General features: G+C 65.7%; 14 protein-coding genes. 12 read left to right on the forward strand and 2 right to left on the reverse strand.

Translation table 11 applies throughout. The features are described from left to right. Positions 1 to 181 precede the first annotated feature (181 nt). The gene (locus VX037_RS08960; RefSeq protein WP_328713953.1) at positions 182 to 1285 is read left to right on the forward strand and encodes a transporter substrate-binding protein; all 1104 of its coding nucleotides are present in this window, start codon (positions 182 to 184) and stop codon (positions 1283 to 1285) included. Here the strand turns inward: VX037_RS08960 and VX037_RS08965 are convergent. After that, positions 1253 to 2767: a PucR family transcriptional regulator gene (locus VX037_RS08965; protein WP_328713955.1), complete on the reverse strand. Its 1515-nt coding sequence runs from the start codon at positions 2765 to 2767 to the stop codon at positions 1253 to 1255. The two genes, VX037_RS08960 and VX037_RS08965, sit on opposite strands and share 33 nt — an antisense overlap. A 329-nt stretch (positions 2768 to 3096) precedes the next feature. Between VX037_RS08965 and VX037_RS08970 the strand changes: the two genes are divergently transcribed. The 11 genes from VX037_RS08970 to VX037_RS09020 all read left to right on the forward strand — a co-directional run bounded on the left by VX037_RS08970 (position 3097) and on the right by VX037_RS09020 (position 16904). Beyond that, a complete protein-coding gene (locus VX037_RS08970) occupies positions 3097 to 5145 on the forward strand; it encodes a hydantoinase/oxoprolinase family protein (protein WP_328713957.1) in 2049 nt (682 codons plus the stop codon). A gap of 37 nt (positions 5146 to 5182) precedes the next feature. Then, a complete protein-coding gene (locus VX037_RS08975; protein ID WP_328713958.1) occupies positions 5183 to 7195 on the forward strand; it encodes a hydantoinase B/oxoprolinase family protein in 2013 nt (670 codons plus the stop codon). A gap of 102 nt (positions 7196 to 7297) precedes the next feature. Further along, entirely contained in the window at positions 7298 to 8914 is a 1617-nt protein-coding gene (locus VX037_RS08980; protein ID WP_328713959.1) for a purine-cytosine permease family protein, read from the forward strand. Between the two features lie 346 nt (positions 8915 to 9260). Continuing rightward, positions 9261 to 9785, forward strand: a complete 525-nt coding sequence (locus VX037_RS08985) for an MSMEG_0572/Sll0783 family nitrogen starvation response protein (RefSeq protein WP_328713961.1) — start codon at positions 9261 to 9263, stop codon at positions 9783 to 9785. 20 nt (positions 9786 to 9805) lie between these two features. Beyond that, complete coding sequence (locus VX037_RS08990; protein ID WP_235721518.1) at positions 9806 to 10705, forward strand: carbon-nitrogen hydrolase family protein; 900 nt, start codon at positions 9806 to 9808, stop codon at positions 10703 to 10705. Next, positions 10698 to 11006, forward strand: a complete 309-nt coding sequence (locus tag VX037_RS08995) for an MSMEG_0570 family nitrogen starvation response protein (protein WP_328713963.1) — start codon at positions 10698 to 10700, stop codon at positions 11004 to 11006. The genes VX037_RS08990 and VX037_RS08995 overlap by 8 nt, the downstream gene beginning before the upstream one ends. Then, on the forward strand, positions 11003 to 12280 hold the full coding sequence (locus VX037_RS09000) for an MSMEG_0569 family flavin-dependent oxidoreductase (RefSeq protein ID WP_328713965.1): 1278 nt from the start codon (positions 11003 to 11005) through the stop codon (positions 12278 to 12280). Before VX037_RS08995 ends, VX037_RS09000 begins: the two co-directional genes overlap by 4 nt. 158 nt (positions 12281 to 12438) lie before the next feature. After that, positions 12439 to 13494, forward strand: coding sequence for an MSMEG_0568 family radical SAM protein (locus tag VX037_RS09005; protein WP_328713967.1), 1056 nt, complete (start codon positions 12439 to 12441; stop codon positions 13492 to 13494). 3 nt (positions 13495 to 13497) lie between these two features. Further along, positions 13498 to 14934: an MSMEG_0567/sll0787 family protein gene (locus tag VX037_RS09010; protein WP_328713969.1), complete on the forward strand. Its 1437-nt coding sequence runs from the start codon at positions 13498 to 13500 to the stop codon at positions 14932 to 14934. Between the two features lie 15 nt (positions 14935 to 14949). After that, positions 14950 to 15780 carry a carbon-nitrogen hydrolase family protein gene (locus tag VX037_RS09015; RefSeq protein ID WP_328713971.1) on the forward strand — a complete coding sequence of 277 codons (831 nt, stop codon included), beginning with the start codon at positions 14950 to 14952 and terminating at the stop codon, positions 15778 to 15780. A gap of 2 nt (positions 15781 to 15782) precedes the next feature. Beyond that, positions 15783 to 16904: an MSMEG_0565 family glycosyltransferase gene (locus VX037_RS09020; RefSeq protein ID WP_328714063.1), complete on the forward strand. Its 1122-nt coding sequence runs from the start codon at positions 15783 to 15785 to the stop codon at positions 16902 to 16904. Between the two features lie 169 nt (positions 16905 to 17073). On the opposite strand, the gene VX037_RS09025 is transcribed toward VX037_RS09020, so the two are convergent. Next, entirely contained in the window at positions 17074 to 18258 is a 1185-nt protein-coding gene (locus tag VX037_RS09025) for an alkaline phosphatase family protein (protein WP_287016202.1), read from the reverse strand. Between the last annotated feature and the right edge of the window lie 28 nt (positions 18259 to 18286).

Raw genomic sequence — 18286 nt, forward strand, 5'->3', positions numbered from 1 at the left:
GGTGGTCGAGTAGTTGAAGCCACCCATTCGGTGGTCGAGTAGTTCGAGCCGCTAGGCGAGGAGCGTATCGAGACCACGGTCAGGCGCGTCTGCTCTACTCTCACTCCGTGAGCCGCGCCGAGCGTCCACCAGTGGCATAGTTGTCGACATATGTGCTGCGGCGTCTGGGGAAGGAGCGGCTGTGAAGCTCGGATTTCTCTATTCCCTGAGCGGCGCGCAGGCGCCGATGGAGCAGTCCATCCTCGACGGCGCGATGCTCGCGGTGCATGAGATCAATGCCGCCGGAGGCGTTGGCGGCTCCGAACTCGAAGTCGCGGTATACGACGACCGGTCGGAAGTGTCGTCGACCGCCCGAGGCGTCGATCACCTCTGCCGCACCGAGAATGTCGACGTGATCGTCGGTGGATACACCTCTGCGACCAGGCTCGCGCTCATTCCGGCAGTGCATGCTAACCGTTCACTGCTGATGTACCCCACTTACTTTGAAGGTGAGGAGACCGACCCGCGAGTCTTCTATTGTGGCGCCACACCGAATCAGTACATCGCCGACTATCTGACATGGATCGCCGAGAATCTCGGGCGACGGGTCTACGTGGTGGGCTCCGACTACATCTATCCGAGGGTCCTCGCGGAGGCGATTCGCAGGCTCGGCGTCCAACTCGACATCGAGATCGTCGGCAGTTGGTACGCGCCTCTGGGTGAGACGCGATTCGAAGCGGTTCTCGAGGACATCGCCCGCACCGCACCGGCGGCCATCATCAGCAACCTCGTCGGCTTGGACTCCACGGCGGCCTTCTACACCCAGTACCACGCAGCAGGGTTCGGTCCGCAGACATTACCGATCGCCGCGACGGTGACGACAGAGGTCGACCTCGCACAGATGCCCGCAACCGTGGGCGACGGTCACTTCATGGTCGCCACCTACTTCTCGGATCTGGACACACAGGTCAACCGCGAGTACCGCAACGCACTCGCTGAGGTGCGCGGACAGCAGTGGAGCCACGCCGCGCAAGTCGGCGCGTACAACGCTGTGCACGCGCTGGCGCTGGCTGCCGAGCAGACTCCCTCGCTGGACGTCGCCGACTTGTCTCGCGCACTGATCGGCGTCCGATTCGATCACAACCCGGAAGGCTTGCCGTTCTACTTTCGGGCCAATCATTACAGTTCCCATCCGGCATACGTCGGTCGCGCGGCCGGCGGTCGCTATCAGGTGATCGGCGAGTTCTCGCCACGCGCGCCGGAACCCTGGTGGTCAGGGAGTCGGCCACTCATCGCCTCCGGGTGACTCGCTCACGCACAACGCGAGATAGTAGTCGCACCGATCAGCGGTCGATTGAAACCCTCGTCCGGTCAGTCGCTCCACCCGGGACAGCCGGTATCGCAGGGTGTTGCTGTGGATTCCGAGTTCATTGGCTGTTGCCCCCCAGTGCCCGTCGAGCGCGAAGAAGGTGCGTAGCGTCTCGATGAGAGTGGTGCCCTTCTCTGCGTCGTAGTCGATGATCGGCGTCAGCAGCGACCGCTGAAGAACCTCGGCCAATCGTGCGTCGGAACCGAGCAGTGTTGCCGCCAGCGGTACCGGAAGCGCGATCTGCGGTACCTCCTGTGCGACAGATCGGGACTGTCGTTCGGCAAGTTGACGCGCGTTGATCAGTCCGCGCATGAGGTCGTCGCTGCTACGGATGACGTAGGAACTCACCCCGACAGCCGGCCGGACGCCGCCGCGGCGTGCCAACAACTCGACCATCTCGGTCAGACGGTCGTCGAACACTCTGTTCTCCAACGGGTTCTGCAGCTCAGAGGCGCCTGTCTTGATCAGTGCGTAGGCGGTCTGTCCATGAGCAGCGGCCACGGATGAGCTGCCGGCGACCAGGCCCAAATCTTGCAGGGCCGACACGATGCCATCGGCGTACTGTTCGGTCGATTCGATGGTTGCAGCTACCGCGCGCACTCGATCCCCTGGTACCAACCCGAACGAGGCCACCCACGGGTCGAGGGCCGCGGAGGGGACCTGCGTCGCGATCAACTCACGGATCAGTGCACGTTCGAGGTCACGCCGAGTCGCACGTTGCATCGTGACAGCGTGGACCGAGGCGTCGAGTTGGTGAACGAACTCCCGAATCCGCCCACTGTCCATCGGCCGTCGAGAATGGTTGACGATGGCGAGCGTCGCGGACGTCCGTGGGAGGGTGAGTTGCAGTGCCGGGCTCTTGCTCGAGATCGCTTCTAAGGGAGTCGGTACGAGCGCCAGCGTCTTCGCCAGCAGCTCGAAGTCCACGGCCTCCGCGTTGGTCAGTACGCAACCGTCGAGCACCAGCCACACTGTTGTTCCCGTGGTCTGGGCGAAGGCGATGATGTCGTCGACAATGGGCTGCATCAGTTCGTGCGGGCGGCCCGGGGCACTCGCCGGCTGGGCCGGCGCGAGTAGCGCGCGCAGGTCGGACACCGACGCCGAGCGCGTCAACATGTAGATCGGTAGTGACTGTGCGACGCACGCAGCCACGAACTCCGCCGACAGGCGTGCATCGTCGGTGTCGACTATGACCGCGACTGTGCCCTTGGCGCGCAGCATTCCGGGGAGCTTCTCCAGGTCGACCACAAAGGCCCAGGCCGCCGTCGGCACATAGACGATACAACCCGGTGTAGGCGTTACCGGGGTCGAAGTCACCTCGTACAGGGCGGTGACATCTGCGCGGCGCGCGCGTTCTGCAGGGGCCGGGGTGAGCGTGAGGAGACCGCCGCGGTCGACGAGTTCGCCCACCGTGGCCATGTGGTTCCTTTCGCCGTGAAGCGTCCGAGTGCCCTGCTCGATTATCGGTCGACATGCCGCGCGCAGCCACCCGAATCGTCCACCGCGGCTGTCGGCGGACTGTTTCGGTTACGTGACAGTGCGTTTCGGCACGATGTCCGAAACGCGGACGTTACTTCGCGGCCGATACATATCGGCGCTGGTAGATGCCGTACTCGTCCTTCGAGAGTGTTGCAACATCCAGCCGATGACGGTCCGCCATTGGTTGATGAGCCAATTGTTCGGCGATCAGAACCGCGGTTTCGTATGTCTCGTCCACACAACTTCGAGTGAAGCCTGAGGAAGACGACATGACCGAAGCCATCAGTCGGCCGGACAAGGTCCGGACCGCCGTCGACATCGGCGGCACGTTCACCGACGTGTTCATCCAGCGCGGCGACGGTGAGATCGTCACAGCCAAGTACCCGACGCAGAGTAACCCCATCGAGGGTGTGCTGGCCGGCATGCACCAGGCCGGCGTCAGCTGGCAGGACGTTGAGTTCTTCTCGCACGGGACGACGATCGCCACCAACGCGCTGATCACCCGCAAGTTCCCCAAGATCGCGTTGGTTACCACCGAAGGCTTCCGGGACGTCATCGAGATCCGTCGTGGTGACCGCGAGTCCTGGGACCCCTATCAGGAGGTGGCGCCGCCCTTCGTTCCCCGACGTCATCGGCTCACCGTCTCCGAACGCATCGGCTACGACGGCACCGTGCTGGAACCGCTGGATGAAGCCGGCGCTCGCGAGGTGGCCCGAGTCCTTCGTCGGCGTGAGATCGAAACCGTCGCAGTGTGTTTCATCAACTCGTTCACGAATCCGGCACACGAGGTGCGGATGGCGGAGATCCTGTCGGAGGAACTGCCCGGGGTGGCCATCACCACGTCGAGTGACGTGCTTCCGGAAATCTTTGAGTACGAACGATTTTCCACCACCGTGGCCAACGCGGCGCTCGTCCCGATCATCGGACCCTACGCGCGTACGCTCGAGGGCCGGCTCGCCGAGAACGGCTACGACAACGACGTGCTGCTACTTCACTCGGGGGGTGGCGTGATGACCCCGTCGATGGCTGAAAAGTATGGTGCGCGACTGGCCGCCTCCGGCATCGCCGCCGGTGCGATCGCCAGCAGGCACATCGCTCGGCAGTGTGGCTACGAGAACTCCATCGGATTCGACATGGGGGGCACCTCCACGGACGTCTCGCTTACCGACAACGGTGTCTTGGGCACCACCAATACATGGAGCGTCGAGTTCGGATACCCCATCTGTTTCCCCAGCATCGAGGTGCTGACCATCGGTGCCGGTGGCGGATCCATCGCCTGGCTCGACGACGCCGGGTCGTTGCGCAACGGTCCGCAGTCAGCGGGTTCGGAACCCGGACCCGCTTGCTATGGGGCCTCGGAGCTGGCCACCAACACCGACGCGAACCTGGTGCTCGGCACGGTCGGCAAGAAGCTGGCCGGCGGGGTCAAGGAACTCGATGAGACACGCGCACACGCCGCGATCGAAAAGGTGGCGGAACCACTGGGTCTCGATGTCGAGACGGCTGCGCAGTCGATCATCAAGGTAGCCAATGCGAACATGGCCGACGCGATCCGACTGATCTCGATCCGCAAGGGTCATGATCCGCGCGACTTCGCCCTGGTCGGGTTCGGCGGTGCCGGTCCGCTGCACGCGGCGTACTTGGGCAAGGACCTCGGTATCCCGACTGTCATCATCCCACCGCACCCCGGGGTCACCTCGGCGATGGGTTGCATGCTCGTCGACATCCAGCACGACATCACCAAGATGTACCTGGCTGATACTGCCGAGGCCGACCTCGCGCACCTCGCCGATTCATTCAAGGAACTGCAGGAGGAGGGCCGCGCCCGCCTCGAGGCCGAACATGTCACCGCCGAGGACATGGCGTTCGAGTACTACCTGGACATGCGTTACCTGGGTCAGTGGCGGGCAATTGCGGTGCCGGTGACGATGCCGCTGACGAACCTCGATGACGTGGTGGCGACCTTCCACGCCACCCATCTCAAGGAGCACAACTTCTCCGCCGAGGACACCGGAGTGGAGATCTACCGGATCTCGGTGCGCGCCATCGGCCTGACACCCCGCGCCGATGTAGTGCCCGCCACCCTCATCGATCCCGCCGGGTTCTCCCCCGAGCCGGTCGAGGTCCGCGACGTGCTGTTCCCCGACGAGATCGCCCGTGTGCAGACCCCCGTCTACGACCGGTCGACGCTGCCGGCCGGCGCGGTGATATCCGGTCCGTGCATTGTCGACCAACTCGACTCCACCACCGTGGTTCCGCCGCACACCACCGCGACGGTCGACGAGTGGGGAAACCTCATCCTGACCACCGCCCAGTGACCGCCCCCCCGACCCTGACAGACACGAGGTAACCACCATGGCAACATCATTGGACCCAGTGACCTTCGAGGTCCTGAAGAACGCGTTCATCAACACCGTCGACCAGATGGCCGAACAGATCCTGCGGACCTGCTACTCGTTCGTCATCTACTCACGTGACTTCTCGTCGGCGCTCTGCGACACCGAGGGCAACACCGTGATGCAGGGCACCGGCGACATCGCCGCCCACGTCGGCACTCTGCACTACACGGCGAAGGCCGTCATCCGGCAGTTCGAGGGTGACATTCACCCCGGCGACGTCTTTGTCATCAACGACGTCTACGAGGGGGGCAGCCACTTCAACGACACCCGGATCATTCGTCCCATCTACTACGAGGGTGAACTGCTCGGCTACGCCCAGGCCAACGGGCACTGGGCTGACGTCGGCGGCGCAACACCGGGATCGTTCAACGTGAAGGCGCTCGACCACATGGGGGAGGGGCTGCGGATTCCGCCCACCCGCCTGTGGAGCAAGGACGAGTTCCTCGAGGACGTCGCCTATCTGATCGCGAAGAACACCCGCAACCCGCGCGACATCATCGGCGACATGCAGGCACAGGCGGAGTCCACGCGCGTTGCCGAACGCGAGATCCAACGCCTGTGCGACAAGTACGGCGTCGAGACCATCAAGACCGCGATGGCCGAGGTGCAGGACTACGTCGAAGATCTCACCCGCGCGAAGATCGCCGAGCTTCCCGATGGAGTCTGGTACACCGAGGATTACATCGATCAGGACCCGGCGCTCGGCGAGGGACTGATCCCGATCACGATGCGCATGACCATCGACGGCGACACCGTGCACTACGACCTGAGCGATTCGCACGCGTCCATTTCGTCGATGCTCAACGCCGGCTTCGGCGGATCGTTCGCCGGGATCGTCGCGGGCACCAAGATGCAGTTTCCCGACATTCCGCTGAACTCGGGCTTCTACCGGGTGGTCACTGCCGACCTGGGTCCGATCGGGACTGTAGTGAACGCGGAATGGCCACGGCCGTGTGCCGGATTCTGTTCCGGGCCTTTCGAGAAGATCATGAACTCGGTGTTCGAGATCTGGTCGGACATCCAACCTGAACGCGCGATGGCATGCGCTTTCAATCTGGAGTACCTCCTGGTCGGCGGCAAGGATCAGCGGCTCGAGGGCAGCCCGAACTTCATGTGGTACGACTGGATGATGGGCGGCTGGGGTGCCCGCAATGGTGCCAACGGCTACAATGCTTCCGCACCGATCTTCGGAGTGCAGTACGGCACACAGCCTTTCGAAGGCCAGGAACGACTGGCGCCGGTGCTCACGACCTGTCACGACCTGGTGCCCGACTCCGGTGGCCCGGGTAAGACCCGCGGCGGCCTTGGTGCCGAGAAGGGCGGTAAGTTGTGGGCCAGTGACAACACCGTCATGTCCTACTGCTGTGATCGCGAACGTTCGGTGACCTGGGGACTGTGGGGCGGTCTGCCCTCGATCCCGCATGGCGTGTGGCTCAACAAGGGCACCGACGACGAGCAGTACCTCGGTTCCATCTTCGCTGCTGTCCCGATCAAGTCCGGTGACGAGTTCACCCGGCCGTCGGCGGGCGGCGGTGGTCTCGGCGACCCGTTGCAACGTGACGTCGAGTCGGTACTCGAGGACGTGATCGACGGGTACGTGACCATCGGTCGGGCCGAGAAGGATTACGGCGTCGTGATCAAGGAGATCGACCCCGAGGTGTGCGAGTACGAGATCGACGGCGAGGCCACCGTCCGCGCGCGACAGTACATCCGCGACAACCGGCATGACTGGATGCAACGCGATCCGCACGCTGTGGCCGAGGAGTACAAGTCCGGACTGGTCAACGAGATGGATTGCGTCCGACAGTACGGTGTCATCCTGGACTGGGGTAGCGGGGAAGTACTGACCGATACCACCGAGCAGTTCCGTGCAATGCTCCAGCGCCGCACCATCGTTCACTGGACCGACGACCCGACCATCGACTTCGTTCCTGGCACGCTGACCGTGTCGGAAGTGGCCGCGGTCTGAACCCCACCCGAGCACCATCGAACACCACCCAACGGCGGGTCGTGGCACTGACGCCATCGGCCCGCCGTTTGGGTATCCACCCGAGACCACAGAAAGATCACCATGACCACTGCAGCGCAGTCCAATCAGACGAGCGGGATACCCCCACTCGACGTCACATTCACCGACGACCCGCACGTGCTCGCCCGCGCAGCAGCGGAAGACTACTCCCTGCACATCGTCCCACGCTCATGGCGGACATCGCGGACATCGGTGTCGATGGCCTGGTTCGGCCTGATGAGCGCGATGTTCTTTGTCGTCGTCGGCGCAACCGTCGCGCTGACTGTCGGTACCATCGATTCACTGATCGGCATCGGCCTGTCGGTGATCGCCTACGGCGTGATCAACTCCATCGCCGCCAAGTTCGCGAACGAAACCGGCACGAGCGTCTCACAGTTCTCTCGCGTGCTGTTCGGCCGCGCCGGTTCTGCTTTCGCGGCAGCACTGTTCGGCATCACGATCGCCTACTACGTGGTCGCCGAGGGATCGATCGTCGCGTCGGCGCTACACGCCTACTTCGGCACCCTGCCGATGGCGTTCTGGTCGTTGGTGGTGGTGCTCTATCAGGCGCCGCTGGCCTGGCGCGGCGTCACCACCTGGCTCGACAAACTCAACGGATATCTGCTCCCGCTCTACATCGTCGGACTGATCGGGTCGGTTGTATGGGCGATCGCTGAGTACGGATACAGCAACGACTGGCTGACACATGCGCCGGAGTCGGCGGCCGACCTGGGTGTTCCGGGATGGTGGTACGCCTTCGTCATCTACATGGGTGTGTGGGTCGTGACGATGATGGCCTGGGACTATGCCCGGTTCGGACGTCCGGCCGACGCGACGTTCAACGCTCAGGTCAGCTTCGGGACGCCGTTCTACGTGGTCACGCTGCTGATCAACGCGGCCGTCGGCATGTTCCTCGCGCAGACCATCTCGATCTCAGGTGCCTTGTCGGAGGAGTCGGCGATCCTCGGCATCGTCGCCATGATGGGCTTCTGGGGTCTGCTGTGGGTCTTCGTCAGCCAGACGCGGGTGAACAGCGGCAATTTCTACTTGTCGTCCACCAACTTCCAGAACTTCTTCGCACGCACCCTCAAGTTCTCGATGCCCCGGACCTTCTGGGTCGCGGTGGTGGCCGTCCTCGTCTATCTGATGATGCTCACCGATGTGCTGTCCTGGATCACCACGTCGCTGCAGTACCAGGGTGTGCTCATCGTCGGATGGGTGGCCATCGCGCTGGCGCACATCGGGTGGATGCGTGTGAGCAAGCTGCCGGCGGATTCGCTCGAGTTCCGGCCGGGACGGGTGCCGGCCATCAATCCGGCAGGCGTCGGTGCGTGGGGCGTCGCATCGATCGTCGGCATCGTGATGGTCGCGGCGGGCGGGCCGGGCGGTGCGGTGTGGGCCCCGCCGGTGTCGTTCCTGATTGCCGGCGCCATCTACTGCGCCGCCCTGGCCTTCCGGCGCGATGGTTGGTTCACCATGGACCGCCCGCACGATCCGCGCGACGAGGTCGATGACATGTGGGAGGCCCGAGTGGAGTGCCACCGGTGCGAGGACAGTTACATCGCATACGAGATGGATCGTGATCCGTCGGCGGGCCATCGACCGATCTGCCTGGCGTGTGCGTCGGACGACCTCGAGTTCCAGCGCGCTGCTGACCGGGAGGCTGCGGCCCTGCGCTGACAACGAAGACACAACGTGGCCCGGGTCGAATCGACTCGGGCCACGCTGTTGTGGTTCCACGGGCCCGTCGTGAAGCAGTCACGGAACGAGGGTCTCGATACACCCTCGGCTAGCGCCTCGGGCTACTCGACCACCGGAGCGAAGCCCATGTTAACGAAACCCGCGTCGCAATTATTCTCCCGGTAACCACCACGCAATAGATCGGGCGTGAACTGAATGTTGTAGCCGCCCGACGGCCACACACCCCAGATCTTCGGATCGAATCCTCTTGTGAGGCAGCGTCGCCTCGACTTCCGCAACCCGGGTCGACGGCCGTGAACCGTCGCGCCTCATTCTAGGAGACTCCGTGCCTACTTTCGACGAGACCATCACCGAGAACATCGCCACGTCGCTCGGTGAGATCCCGCACCCCTCGCTGCCGAAGGGTTCCAACATCTACGGCGGCACCAAGATCTTCCCCGACTACCAGGCCGAGGACGGCGAAACCTACTTCACCCTCGTGCACGGCATCGCCCATGAATCGTCGGTGTCGTTCGTCGCGGTTCTGCAGGCCACCCGCGCACTGCGCAAGGGCTTCGAATCGGCCATCTACTTCTACGGCCCGGGCGCCATCAATTGCCTTGCCACCCGCGGCTTCCCGAAGACCGGCGATTCCGGCTTCCCCGGTGAGCAGAACATCAACGACTCGCTGGCGACCTTCATCTCCGAGGGTGGCACCGTGTTCTGCTGCCGCTTCGGCCTGGCCCTGCACGGCGGCCGCGAGGAGGATCTCATCGAAGGTGTGATCCCCGCCCACCCGCTCGACGTCCAGGACGCGATCATCCACTACGCGCGCAAGGGCGCGATCATCAACTCCACCTACATGGTGTGACCGAGCCCGAGGCAAACCTCATGACCACCATCGCCGCGGTCGCGGCCAATTTCACCCGCGACCTCGAACAAAACTACGCAACCATCGCCGACTACGTGGTGCAGGCCCGCGAGCGGGGCGTCGACTTCCTGGTCTTCCCCGAAGCGGCCATCGGCGGCTACCTCTCGTCACTCGGCAATCACGGTGACACCGTCAAGAACGCCAATCGGTCGCTGCCGCCGGCGATCAGCCTGGATGGGCCGGAAATTCAACGCGTGCAATCGATCATCGGTGACATGGTGATCGCCATCGGCTTCTGCGAGATCGCCGACGACGGGGAGACCCGCTACAACGCGGCGGCTGTGCTCGACGGCTCGCAGATCTACGGCAGCTATCGCAAGGTGCACCAGCCGCTGGGCGAGAACATGTCGTATTCGTCGGGCACCGACTACGGCGTGTTCGACACCCCGGTCGGACGGGTCGGACTCCAGATCTGTTACGACAAAGCGTTTCCCGAAGCCGCCCGGGTGATGGCACTGAATGGTGCCGAGATCATCGCGAGCCTGTCGGCGTGGCCGGCCGCCCGCACGGCCACCGCCGAGAACCTGCAGGACGACCGGTGGACCTATCGGTTCAACCTGTTCGACACGGCCCGCGCCCTCGACAACCAGGTGTTCTGGATCGCGTCCAACCAATCCGGCACCTTCGGTTCGCTGCGCTACGTCGGCAACGCGAAGATCGTCGACCCCGGCGGCAACATTCTCGACACCACCTTGCTCGGCAGCGGCATGGCTGTCGCCGACGTCGACATCGCCGGCACCTTCACCGCCATGCGTGGCGGCATGTTCCACCTGCGAGATCGTCGGCCCGACGCCTACGGCGTGCTCACCGAACTCGACGCGACCGGAACAGCACCATGGCGGGATCTGTCGCATGCCTGAGATGACGTTCACCGTCCGCTGGCCCGACGGTCAAGTGCAGGAATGCTATTCACCGAGCCTGGTGATGCACGACCACCTTGTCGTCGGGCAACACTATACGGTCGACGAGTTCACCAGCCGCGCCACCACGGCACTCGGTGAGGCCGCCGAGCGGGTGCGGGCGAAGTTCGGTTTCGCCTGTACGTCGGCCGCCGCCTCCGCCGACGACATCATCCGAACCGCGCAACACCACGAACCAGACGCCTCCGTCGAAGTCGTCCGCATGTACCCGCCCCTGCCCATTCCACTGGAGACATCATGAGCGCTCCCGCTCATCACCCCGTCGTGATCATCGGCGCCGGCCAGGCCGGACTCTCGGTCAGCTGGTACCTCGGTAACGCCGGCATCGACCACCTTGTCGTCGAAGCAGAGACCCCCACCCACGCCTGGGCCGACTCACGCTGGGACAACTTCACTCTCGTCACCCCCAACTGGCATTGCCGACTACCCGGCTACACCTACGACGGCCCTGACCCGGACGGCTTCATGACCCGCGACGAGGTGGTCGATTGGCTCGCGGGCTGGCTCGACACCTTCGATCCGCCGGTACGCACCCACACCAGGGTCACCCGGCTGCGCCGGCCCGGCCATAGCGGCTTCGAACTCACCCTGGCCGGCTCCGACGGTGTGGAACTGGTGACCTGTGACCAGGTGGTGATCGCCACCGGCGGCTACCCACTGCCGGTCATCCCGCCCTACGCGTCGTCACTCGACCAGTCGATCACCCAGATCCACTCCGAGCAGTACTTCAATTCCGAGCAGCTCCCCGACGGTGCGGTGCTCGTCGTCGGCTCCGGCCAGTCCGGGGCGCAGATCGCCGAAGACCTGCACCTGGCCGGCCGGCAGGTACACCTGGCCATCGGCAACGCGCCGCGCGTGGCCCGCTTCTACCGGGGCCGCGACTGCATGACCTGGCTCGCCGACATGGGACTCTACGACACACCCGCCCAAGAGTATCCGGGAGGCAAAGCCGCGCAGGAGAAAACGAACCACTATGTGACCGGCCGCGACGGTGGCCGGGATGTGGATCTGCGCCAGTTCGCCGCCGAGGGCATGCAGCTTTACGGCACCCTGACCGACGGCAAGGACACAGCGCTGCGGTTCGCCCCGACTCTGACCACAGCCCTGGACAAGGCCGATTCCGTCTACAACTCCATCTGCGCCGACATCGACCGCCACATCGATGCGGCCGGCATCGACGCCCCACCACCGACTCGCTACGAACCGGTGTGGACACCCGAGGCCGATCCCACCGAGCTCGACCTCACCGATGCCGGCATCACCAGCATCGTGTGGGCCATCGGGTTTCGACCCGACTACCGGTGGATCGAGGTCAGCGCGTTCGACGGCGGCGGTCGGCCCATGCAGACCCGCGGCGTCACCCAGGTGCCCGGTCTGAGCTTCATCGGTCTGCCGTGGATGCACACCTGGGGTTCGGGCCGGTTTCTGGGCATCGACCGCGACGCCCGACATGTCGCCGACACCATCATCGACGGCCTGCGCGCCACTGCTCCGCGCCTTGCCGCTGTCCGGTAGGCAGGCTATCCGATGGCACGCCAACCGATCTCTCACCTACCTGACCGCACAAGTCTGGCCCATCGACCACTCCGCAACGACGCGGGCAAGATCCGCCGGCGGTCGCTGACCGGCTGCAGCCCGGAACTGGCGACCCTGCACGTGAACGGAGTACCCGCATGACCGTGTCCACCCGAGTCGACCTCGCCCTGCTCGGTATCCGCGGCACCCCGCCGGTCAATCGCACCGGCGGCGCCGGACCGTCCGACGACGGTCACTTGCTGATCGATGGCCTCAATGCCGCGATACCACGAAACCCGAATAGTCCATTCATCTTCGACGGCGACCGCGTTCTATTCGACGGTGTCGACGCGGGTGTCGAGGTGGCGACGATCGGGCGGCCCCGATTCTACGATCTCACCACCGACGACGGGGTGCCGTATGAGCAGATCGCCAAACTGCACGGCGCCGACGTGCTGGCCACGACCGTGGTACAGACCTGCATCCGCTACGCCGAAGACCAGCGCTGCCGCTTCTGCTCCATCGAGGAATCGCTGCGGTCCGGGGCGACAGTGGCGGTGAAGAAACCCGAGCAGCTCGCCGACGTCGCCCGCGCCGCCGTCGAACTCGACGGGATCACCCAGATGGTGATGACCACCGGGACGTCGAACGGTAAGGACCGCGGCGCCAAGCATCTCGCCCGCTGCGTGCGGGCGGTGAAGGCGGCCGTGCCGGATCTCCCCATCCAGGTGCAGTGTGAACCGCCCGCCGACCTCGGCACCATCACCGACCTCCGGGACGCCGGCGCCGGCGCGATCGGCATCCACGTCGAATCCCTCGACGACGACGTACGCCGACGCTGGATGCCCGGCAAGGCGACGGTGCCCCTGGACGATTACCGCGCCGCTTGGGCCGAGGCGGTGCGGGTGTTCGGCCGCAACCAGGTGTCCACGTACCTGCTTGTTGGTCTGGGCGAGAACCCCGACGAGATGATCGCCGGCGCCAAAGAACTCGCCGACACCGGCGTCTACCCGTTCATCGTGCCGTTCCGGCCGCACGCAGGCACCCTCGCGGTCGACGTGGACCATGCTGCCGGGCCCGACCCGGCCATCGTCGAGAAGATCAGTCGCGAGGTCGCCGCGCACCTGCAGTGGATCGGGATGACCGGCTCGGAGCAACGTGCCGGCTGTGCCGCGTGCGGGGCCTGCAGCGTCCTGCAGAACGTGGGAGGCTGACCGATGCTGGACGGCACCCACACGATGATCCCGGCTCTGCGGCCATCCGGCGACCTGTCGATCTTGGCCGGCACCCGAGTCCGCCCCATGCCGCCGTACCTGATCCAAGTGGTCGACACACCCGACGAGTTGTCCTCGTATCACGCGCTGCGCCACCGCGAATTCGTCGAGCGACAGGGGCTTTTCGACCGCACCGATCGTGACGACACCGACGACGATCCACGTGCTGTGGTGCTCGCCGCCGTGACCGGCGACGGCACGCTGATCGGGGGCGTGCGGGTGGCGCCGTGCACCGCCACCGACATCGGCTGGTGGTCGGGCAGCCGACTCGTTGTCGCCGACCCGGCGCACGCCGCCGGTATCGGCGCCGCGCTGGTTCGCGCCGCATGCGCCTACGTGGAGTCCGTTGGGGTGGTGCGGTTCGACGCGACCGTGCAGGACCGCTACGCGGGGATGTTCCGCACCCTCGGCTGGGAGGACCGCGCTGCGGGCCCGACACTCGCCGGACGTGCCCACCGCGAGATGCGGTGGCCCATCGGGCACATCCAGCAGACCGCCGACTCCACCAAAGCCATTCTCGCCGACGTTCTCGCTCCACTCGGTCGGCAGCCGGGAGGATTGGGTCCCAGTGGCTTCCGCGGCGACGACGGTGTGCCGGTACCCAAGTCCGACGTGATCGCTGCCTGCGACGCCATCCTGCCGGCCATGGTCGACCGCGACCCGGAATGGGCGGGCTGGTGTTCGGTGCTGGTCAACCTCAACGATCTCACCGCGATGGGTGCCGCACCCCTGGGCTTGCTCGATGCCGTTGCCGCGCCGACCCGATCACATCTGACCCGCATCATGCGAGGTGTCGCCTCGGCCGCGCAGGCGTGGCGGGCGCCCGTGCTCGGTGGGCACACCCAGGTGGGTGTGCACGCGTCGCTGTCGGTCACGGCGCTGGGTCGCACCGCGAGTCCGGTCCCGGCGGGCGGCGGCCGGGTCGGCGACACCGTCTCGCTGATCGCCGACCTCGGCGGCGGCTGGCGACCCGGCTACCACGGACGGCAATGGGACTCCAGCAGCGCACGATCCGCCGACGAACTCGCCGACATGGCCGGACTGATCCGACGACTGCAGCCGGCCGCGGCCAAGGACGTCAGCATGGCCGGCGTTGCCGGGACTCTCGGCATGCTGGCCGAGGCGTCCGGGACGGGCGCCGAACTCGATGTCGCCGCGATCCCGCGGCCCACCGACGCGAGTATGGGTAACTGGCTCACCTGCTTCCCCGGTTACGCGATGCTGGTGGCAGATCGGCATGCGCTCGACACCGTTCCCGGGCCCACCGTCGGCGCATCGTGCGGACGGCTGACCGGTGACCCGGGTGTGCGACTACGCTGGCCCGACGGTGAGGTCACGGTCGCCGTCGCATCCACGGTCACCGGATTGGGCGCCGCGTGAGTAGAGTCCGATGACATGACCACGGTCACGCTGGGCGCCCTCGCGGCGCATTTCGGACGCGATGTCGACCGCGGCGTATCCAAAGCGGTGGGCATCATCGAAGCCGCCAGGCGAGATGGGGTCGATCTGCTCGTCTTCCCGGACGCCTCGATCGGCGGCTACATCGGCGACCTGCGTCGGCCCGACACCACCGAGTTGCCGCCGACACTGGATCCCGACGGTCCCGAACTCGCGGCCATCGCCGCAGCCGCCGGTGCGATGACAGTCTGCATCGGGTATACCGAAGCGGCAGAAGGCAAGCGCTACAACAGTGGCGTGTGCCTGTCCGGCGACGGCGTTCTCGGCAGGCATCGCAAGGTGCATCAGCCGGCGGGAGAGTCGCTCGCCTACGCTGCCGGAGAGTCGTTCTGCGCCTTCGATACCCCGGTGGGTCGAATGGGCATGCTGATCGACTACGACAAGACCTTCCCGGAATCGGCCCGCACGCTCGCCCTGGATGGTGCGCGGATCATCGCCACCCTCAACGCCTGGCCGGCCAGTGTCACCGACCGGGCGGCACGACTGCCCGCCGACCGTCAGTCACGGTTGTTCGACCTGTACGACTGTGCGCGCGCCGCCGAGAACCAGGTGTTTGTGGTGTCGTCGAACCTGACCGGTGTCACCGGCTCCCTGCGATTCCTGGGGCAGGCCAAGGTCGTCGGGCCGGGCGGCGATGTCCTGGCCAATACCCGATCCAAGGGCGGCCTGGCCAAGGTGGACGTGGATGTGACCGCCGAGATCACTCGCGCCCGCAAGGTTCTCAACCACCTCGCGGAACTCAAGAGCGAAGCCTACGGACGCCGATGACCATGCGTATCGCCCTGCTCACGTACTCCACCAAGCCGCGCGGCGGCGTCGTTCATACGCTCAACCTCGCCGAGGCGCTGAGCCGCCACGGCGCCGAGGTCACAGTGTGGAGTCTCGCCCGCGGCGGCGACGACGGCTTTTTCCGCCAGATCGACCCGACGGTGACGCAGCGGCTCATCCCGTTCGCCGACGTTGCCGACAAGACCATCACCGAGCGGATCGTGCGCTCCATCGAGACCCTGCGTCACGCGTTCGACCCGAGCGCCTACGACATCGTGCACGCGCAAGATTGCATCAGCGCCAACGCTGTCGGAACATGCATCCGCACCATTCATCATCTCGACCAGTTCACCACCCCGATCCTGGTGGAATGCCACGAGAAGGCCGTCGTCAACCCGTACGCGCACATCTGTGTGTCCCGGGCGGTCGCCCACGAGGTGCACGGCGGTTGGGGATTATCGCCGACGGTGATACCGAATGGCGTTGACTACCAGCGGTTCCACGATGCGGCTGCTCCCGCCGCTACGGAGGATCGTCGACGATGGCGCGAGCGGCTCGGGCCGTATGTGCTCGCGGTCGGCGGTATCGAACCGCGCAAGGGCAGCATCGATCTTCTGGAGGCCTACGCCGCGCTGCGGCAGCAGGATCCCGATCTGGCTTTGGTTTTCGCGGGTGGTGAAACGCTGTTCGACTACCGTGACTATCGGGCCGAGTTCGAGCGTCGGCAAGCCGAACTCGGGGTGGAGCCGGTCGTGCTGGGCCCGGTGGCCGACGACGCCCTGCCCGCCCTGGTCGCCGGGTGCGAGGTCTTCGCATTCCCGTCGACTAAGGAAGGTTTCGGTCTCGCGGCCATGGAGGCGCTGGCCGCAGGTCGTCCGGTGGTCGCCCGCGAACTCCCCATCCTGCGCGAGGTGTTCGGCGACACCGTCACCTATGCCGCCGACCTCGACGCGCTGGCCACGCAGCTACACGCGGCGCGCACCTCCCATCCCGGCCGGCGCGCAGCCGGTGAAGCGCTGGCCAGGTCGCTCACCTGGGACAACGCCGCCCAAGCGCACCTCGAGTTCTATGCGGCGCATCCCTACCCTGTCGGTGGCCGTGGTCTCGATACAGTCCTCGCCTAGCGGCTCGTCCCTACTCGACCACCGAATGGGTGAGTCACTTCCGTCGGTGGTCGATCTCGATACGCCGCTCACTACGGTCGCGGCGTCTCGAACCGTTCTCGTCGGTGGTCGAGTAGTGTCGAGCCGCTAGGCGAGAGACGTATCGAGACCACGTGAGCCACCTCCGAGATCACCCCTGCGCCAACAACACCGGCACCAGCTGCTCGGCAGCGGTCCACGCCCCGTGGTGGCCGACCATGTTCACCTCGAGCTCGGGATCGGTCAGGCTGCGGGTGAGGATCGTCGTACCGCGCGCCACCGCCACCAGGTCACCGATCCGTTCGGCCACGGCGTCGGTCACCTCCACCCCGAACCACTCCTCGTCAAGCACCTGCTCACGCGCCACCACATGCGCATCGTCGCCCAGCGCGTCGGTCCAGAACGACTGCACATCGTCGCGGGCGCCCGGCCGGGTGTACACCTGACGCACCCGCATCTCGCCCGCGACGGCCTCCACGCCCTTCAACATCTCGTCGGTGGTGTCGATGTCGAATCTGTTGTCCGCCTGGATCATCCCGTGATCACCGGTGACGACCAGCGTGGCGTCGCGGCCGAGCGCGGCGGCCAGGTCGGCCACCATGCGGTCGGCCACAGCCAACGCCTTGACCCACTGCGGAGATCCGGGTCCGAAGAGGTGGCCGGCGGCGTCGAGGTCGGGCCAGTACGCGTACACGAACCGGTGCCGTGGACTCTGCGGCGCGAGCGCCTCACCCACCCCGGCGAGGATCTCGGCCGGGTTCTGCGCCGGCCGATAGGTGCCCTCTACTCGAAATGCTGCCCGACTGAAACCGGATCCGCGGTAGAGCCCCGGCATCACATAGGTGACCTCGACGCCACGCGCCGCCATCTCCGGCAACAATCCCTCGATGGGTTGGATCTGTTCGGGTACATAGGTTCCCAACGCCGAGCGGCCGTCGGAGCGGTCCAGGGTCCAGCGTAAGGCGTTGAGCAGCTGCCGGTTCGGTGCCCGGGTGGCCGCACGGTCGGTGCGAAACGAGTAACCGATCACGCCGTGACTGCCGCACGAAGCCCCGGACATGAGGCTGGTGATGCTGGACGCGGTGGTGGCCGGGAAGCCGGCGCGGATGGTGGTCGAGCGCAGCGACGTGAGGGTCGGCGCCACATCGGCGTGCGCGGTGAGCAGACTGTCACCGAGGCCGTCGATCAGCAGCAGCACCACATCCTTGCTCCCCGGCACCGGTACCGCCGCCGACAGCTGACCGTTCAGCGAGTCGTCAATCGCGGGCAGGACGTCGGCCAGCGTGGCATAGCTGCTCCAGCGCCACGGGTGGAGCTCGTCGATCACTTCATTCACAGACGACACGGTAACCACAGATCCTGTG

It is taken from the genome of Gordonia sp. Z-3 (genome assembly GCF_036233855.1).
Taxonomy (GTDB): Bacteria; Actinomycetota; Actinomycetes; order Mycobacteriales; family Mycobacteriaceae; genus Gordonia; species Gordonia tangerina.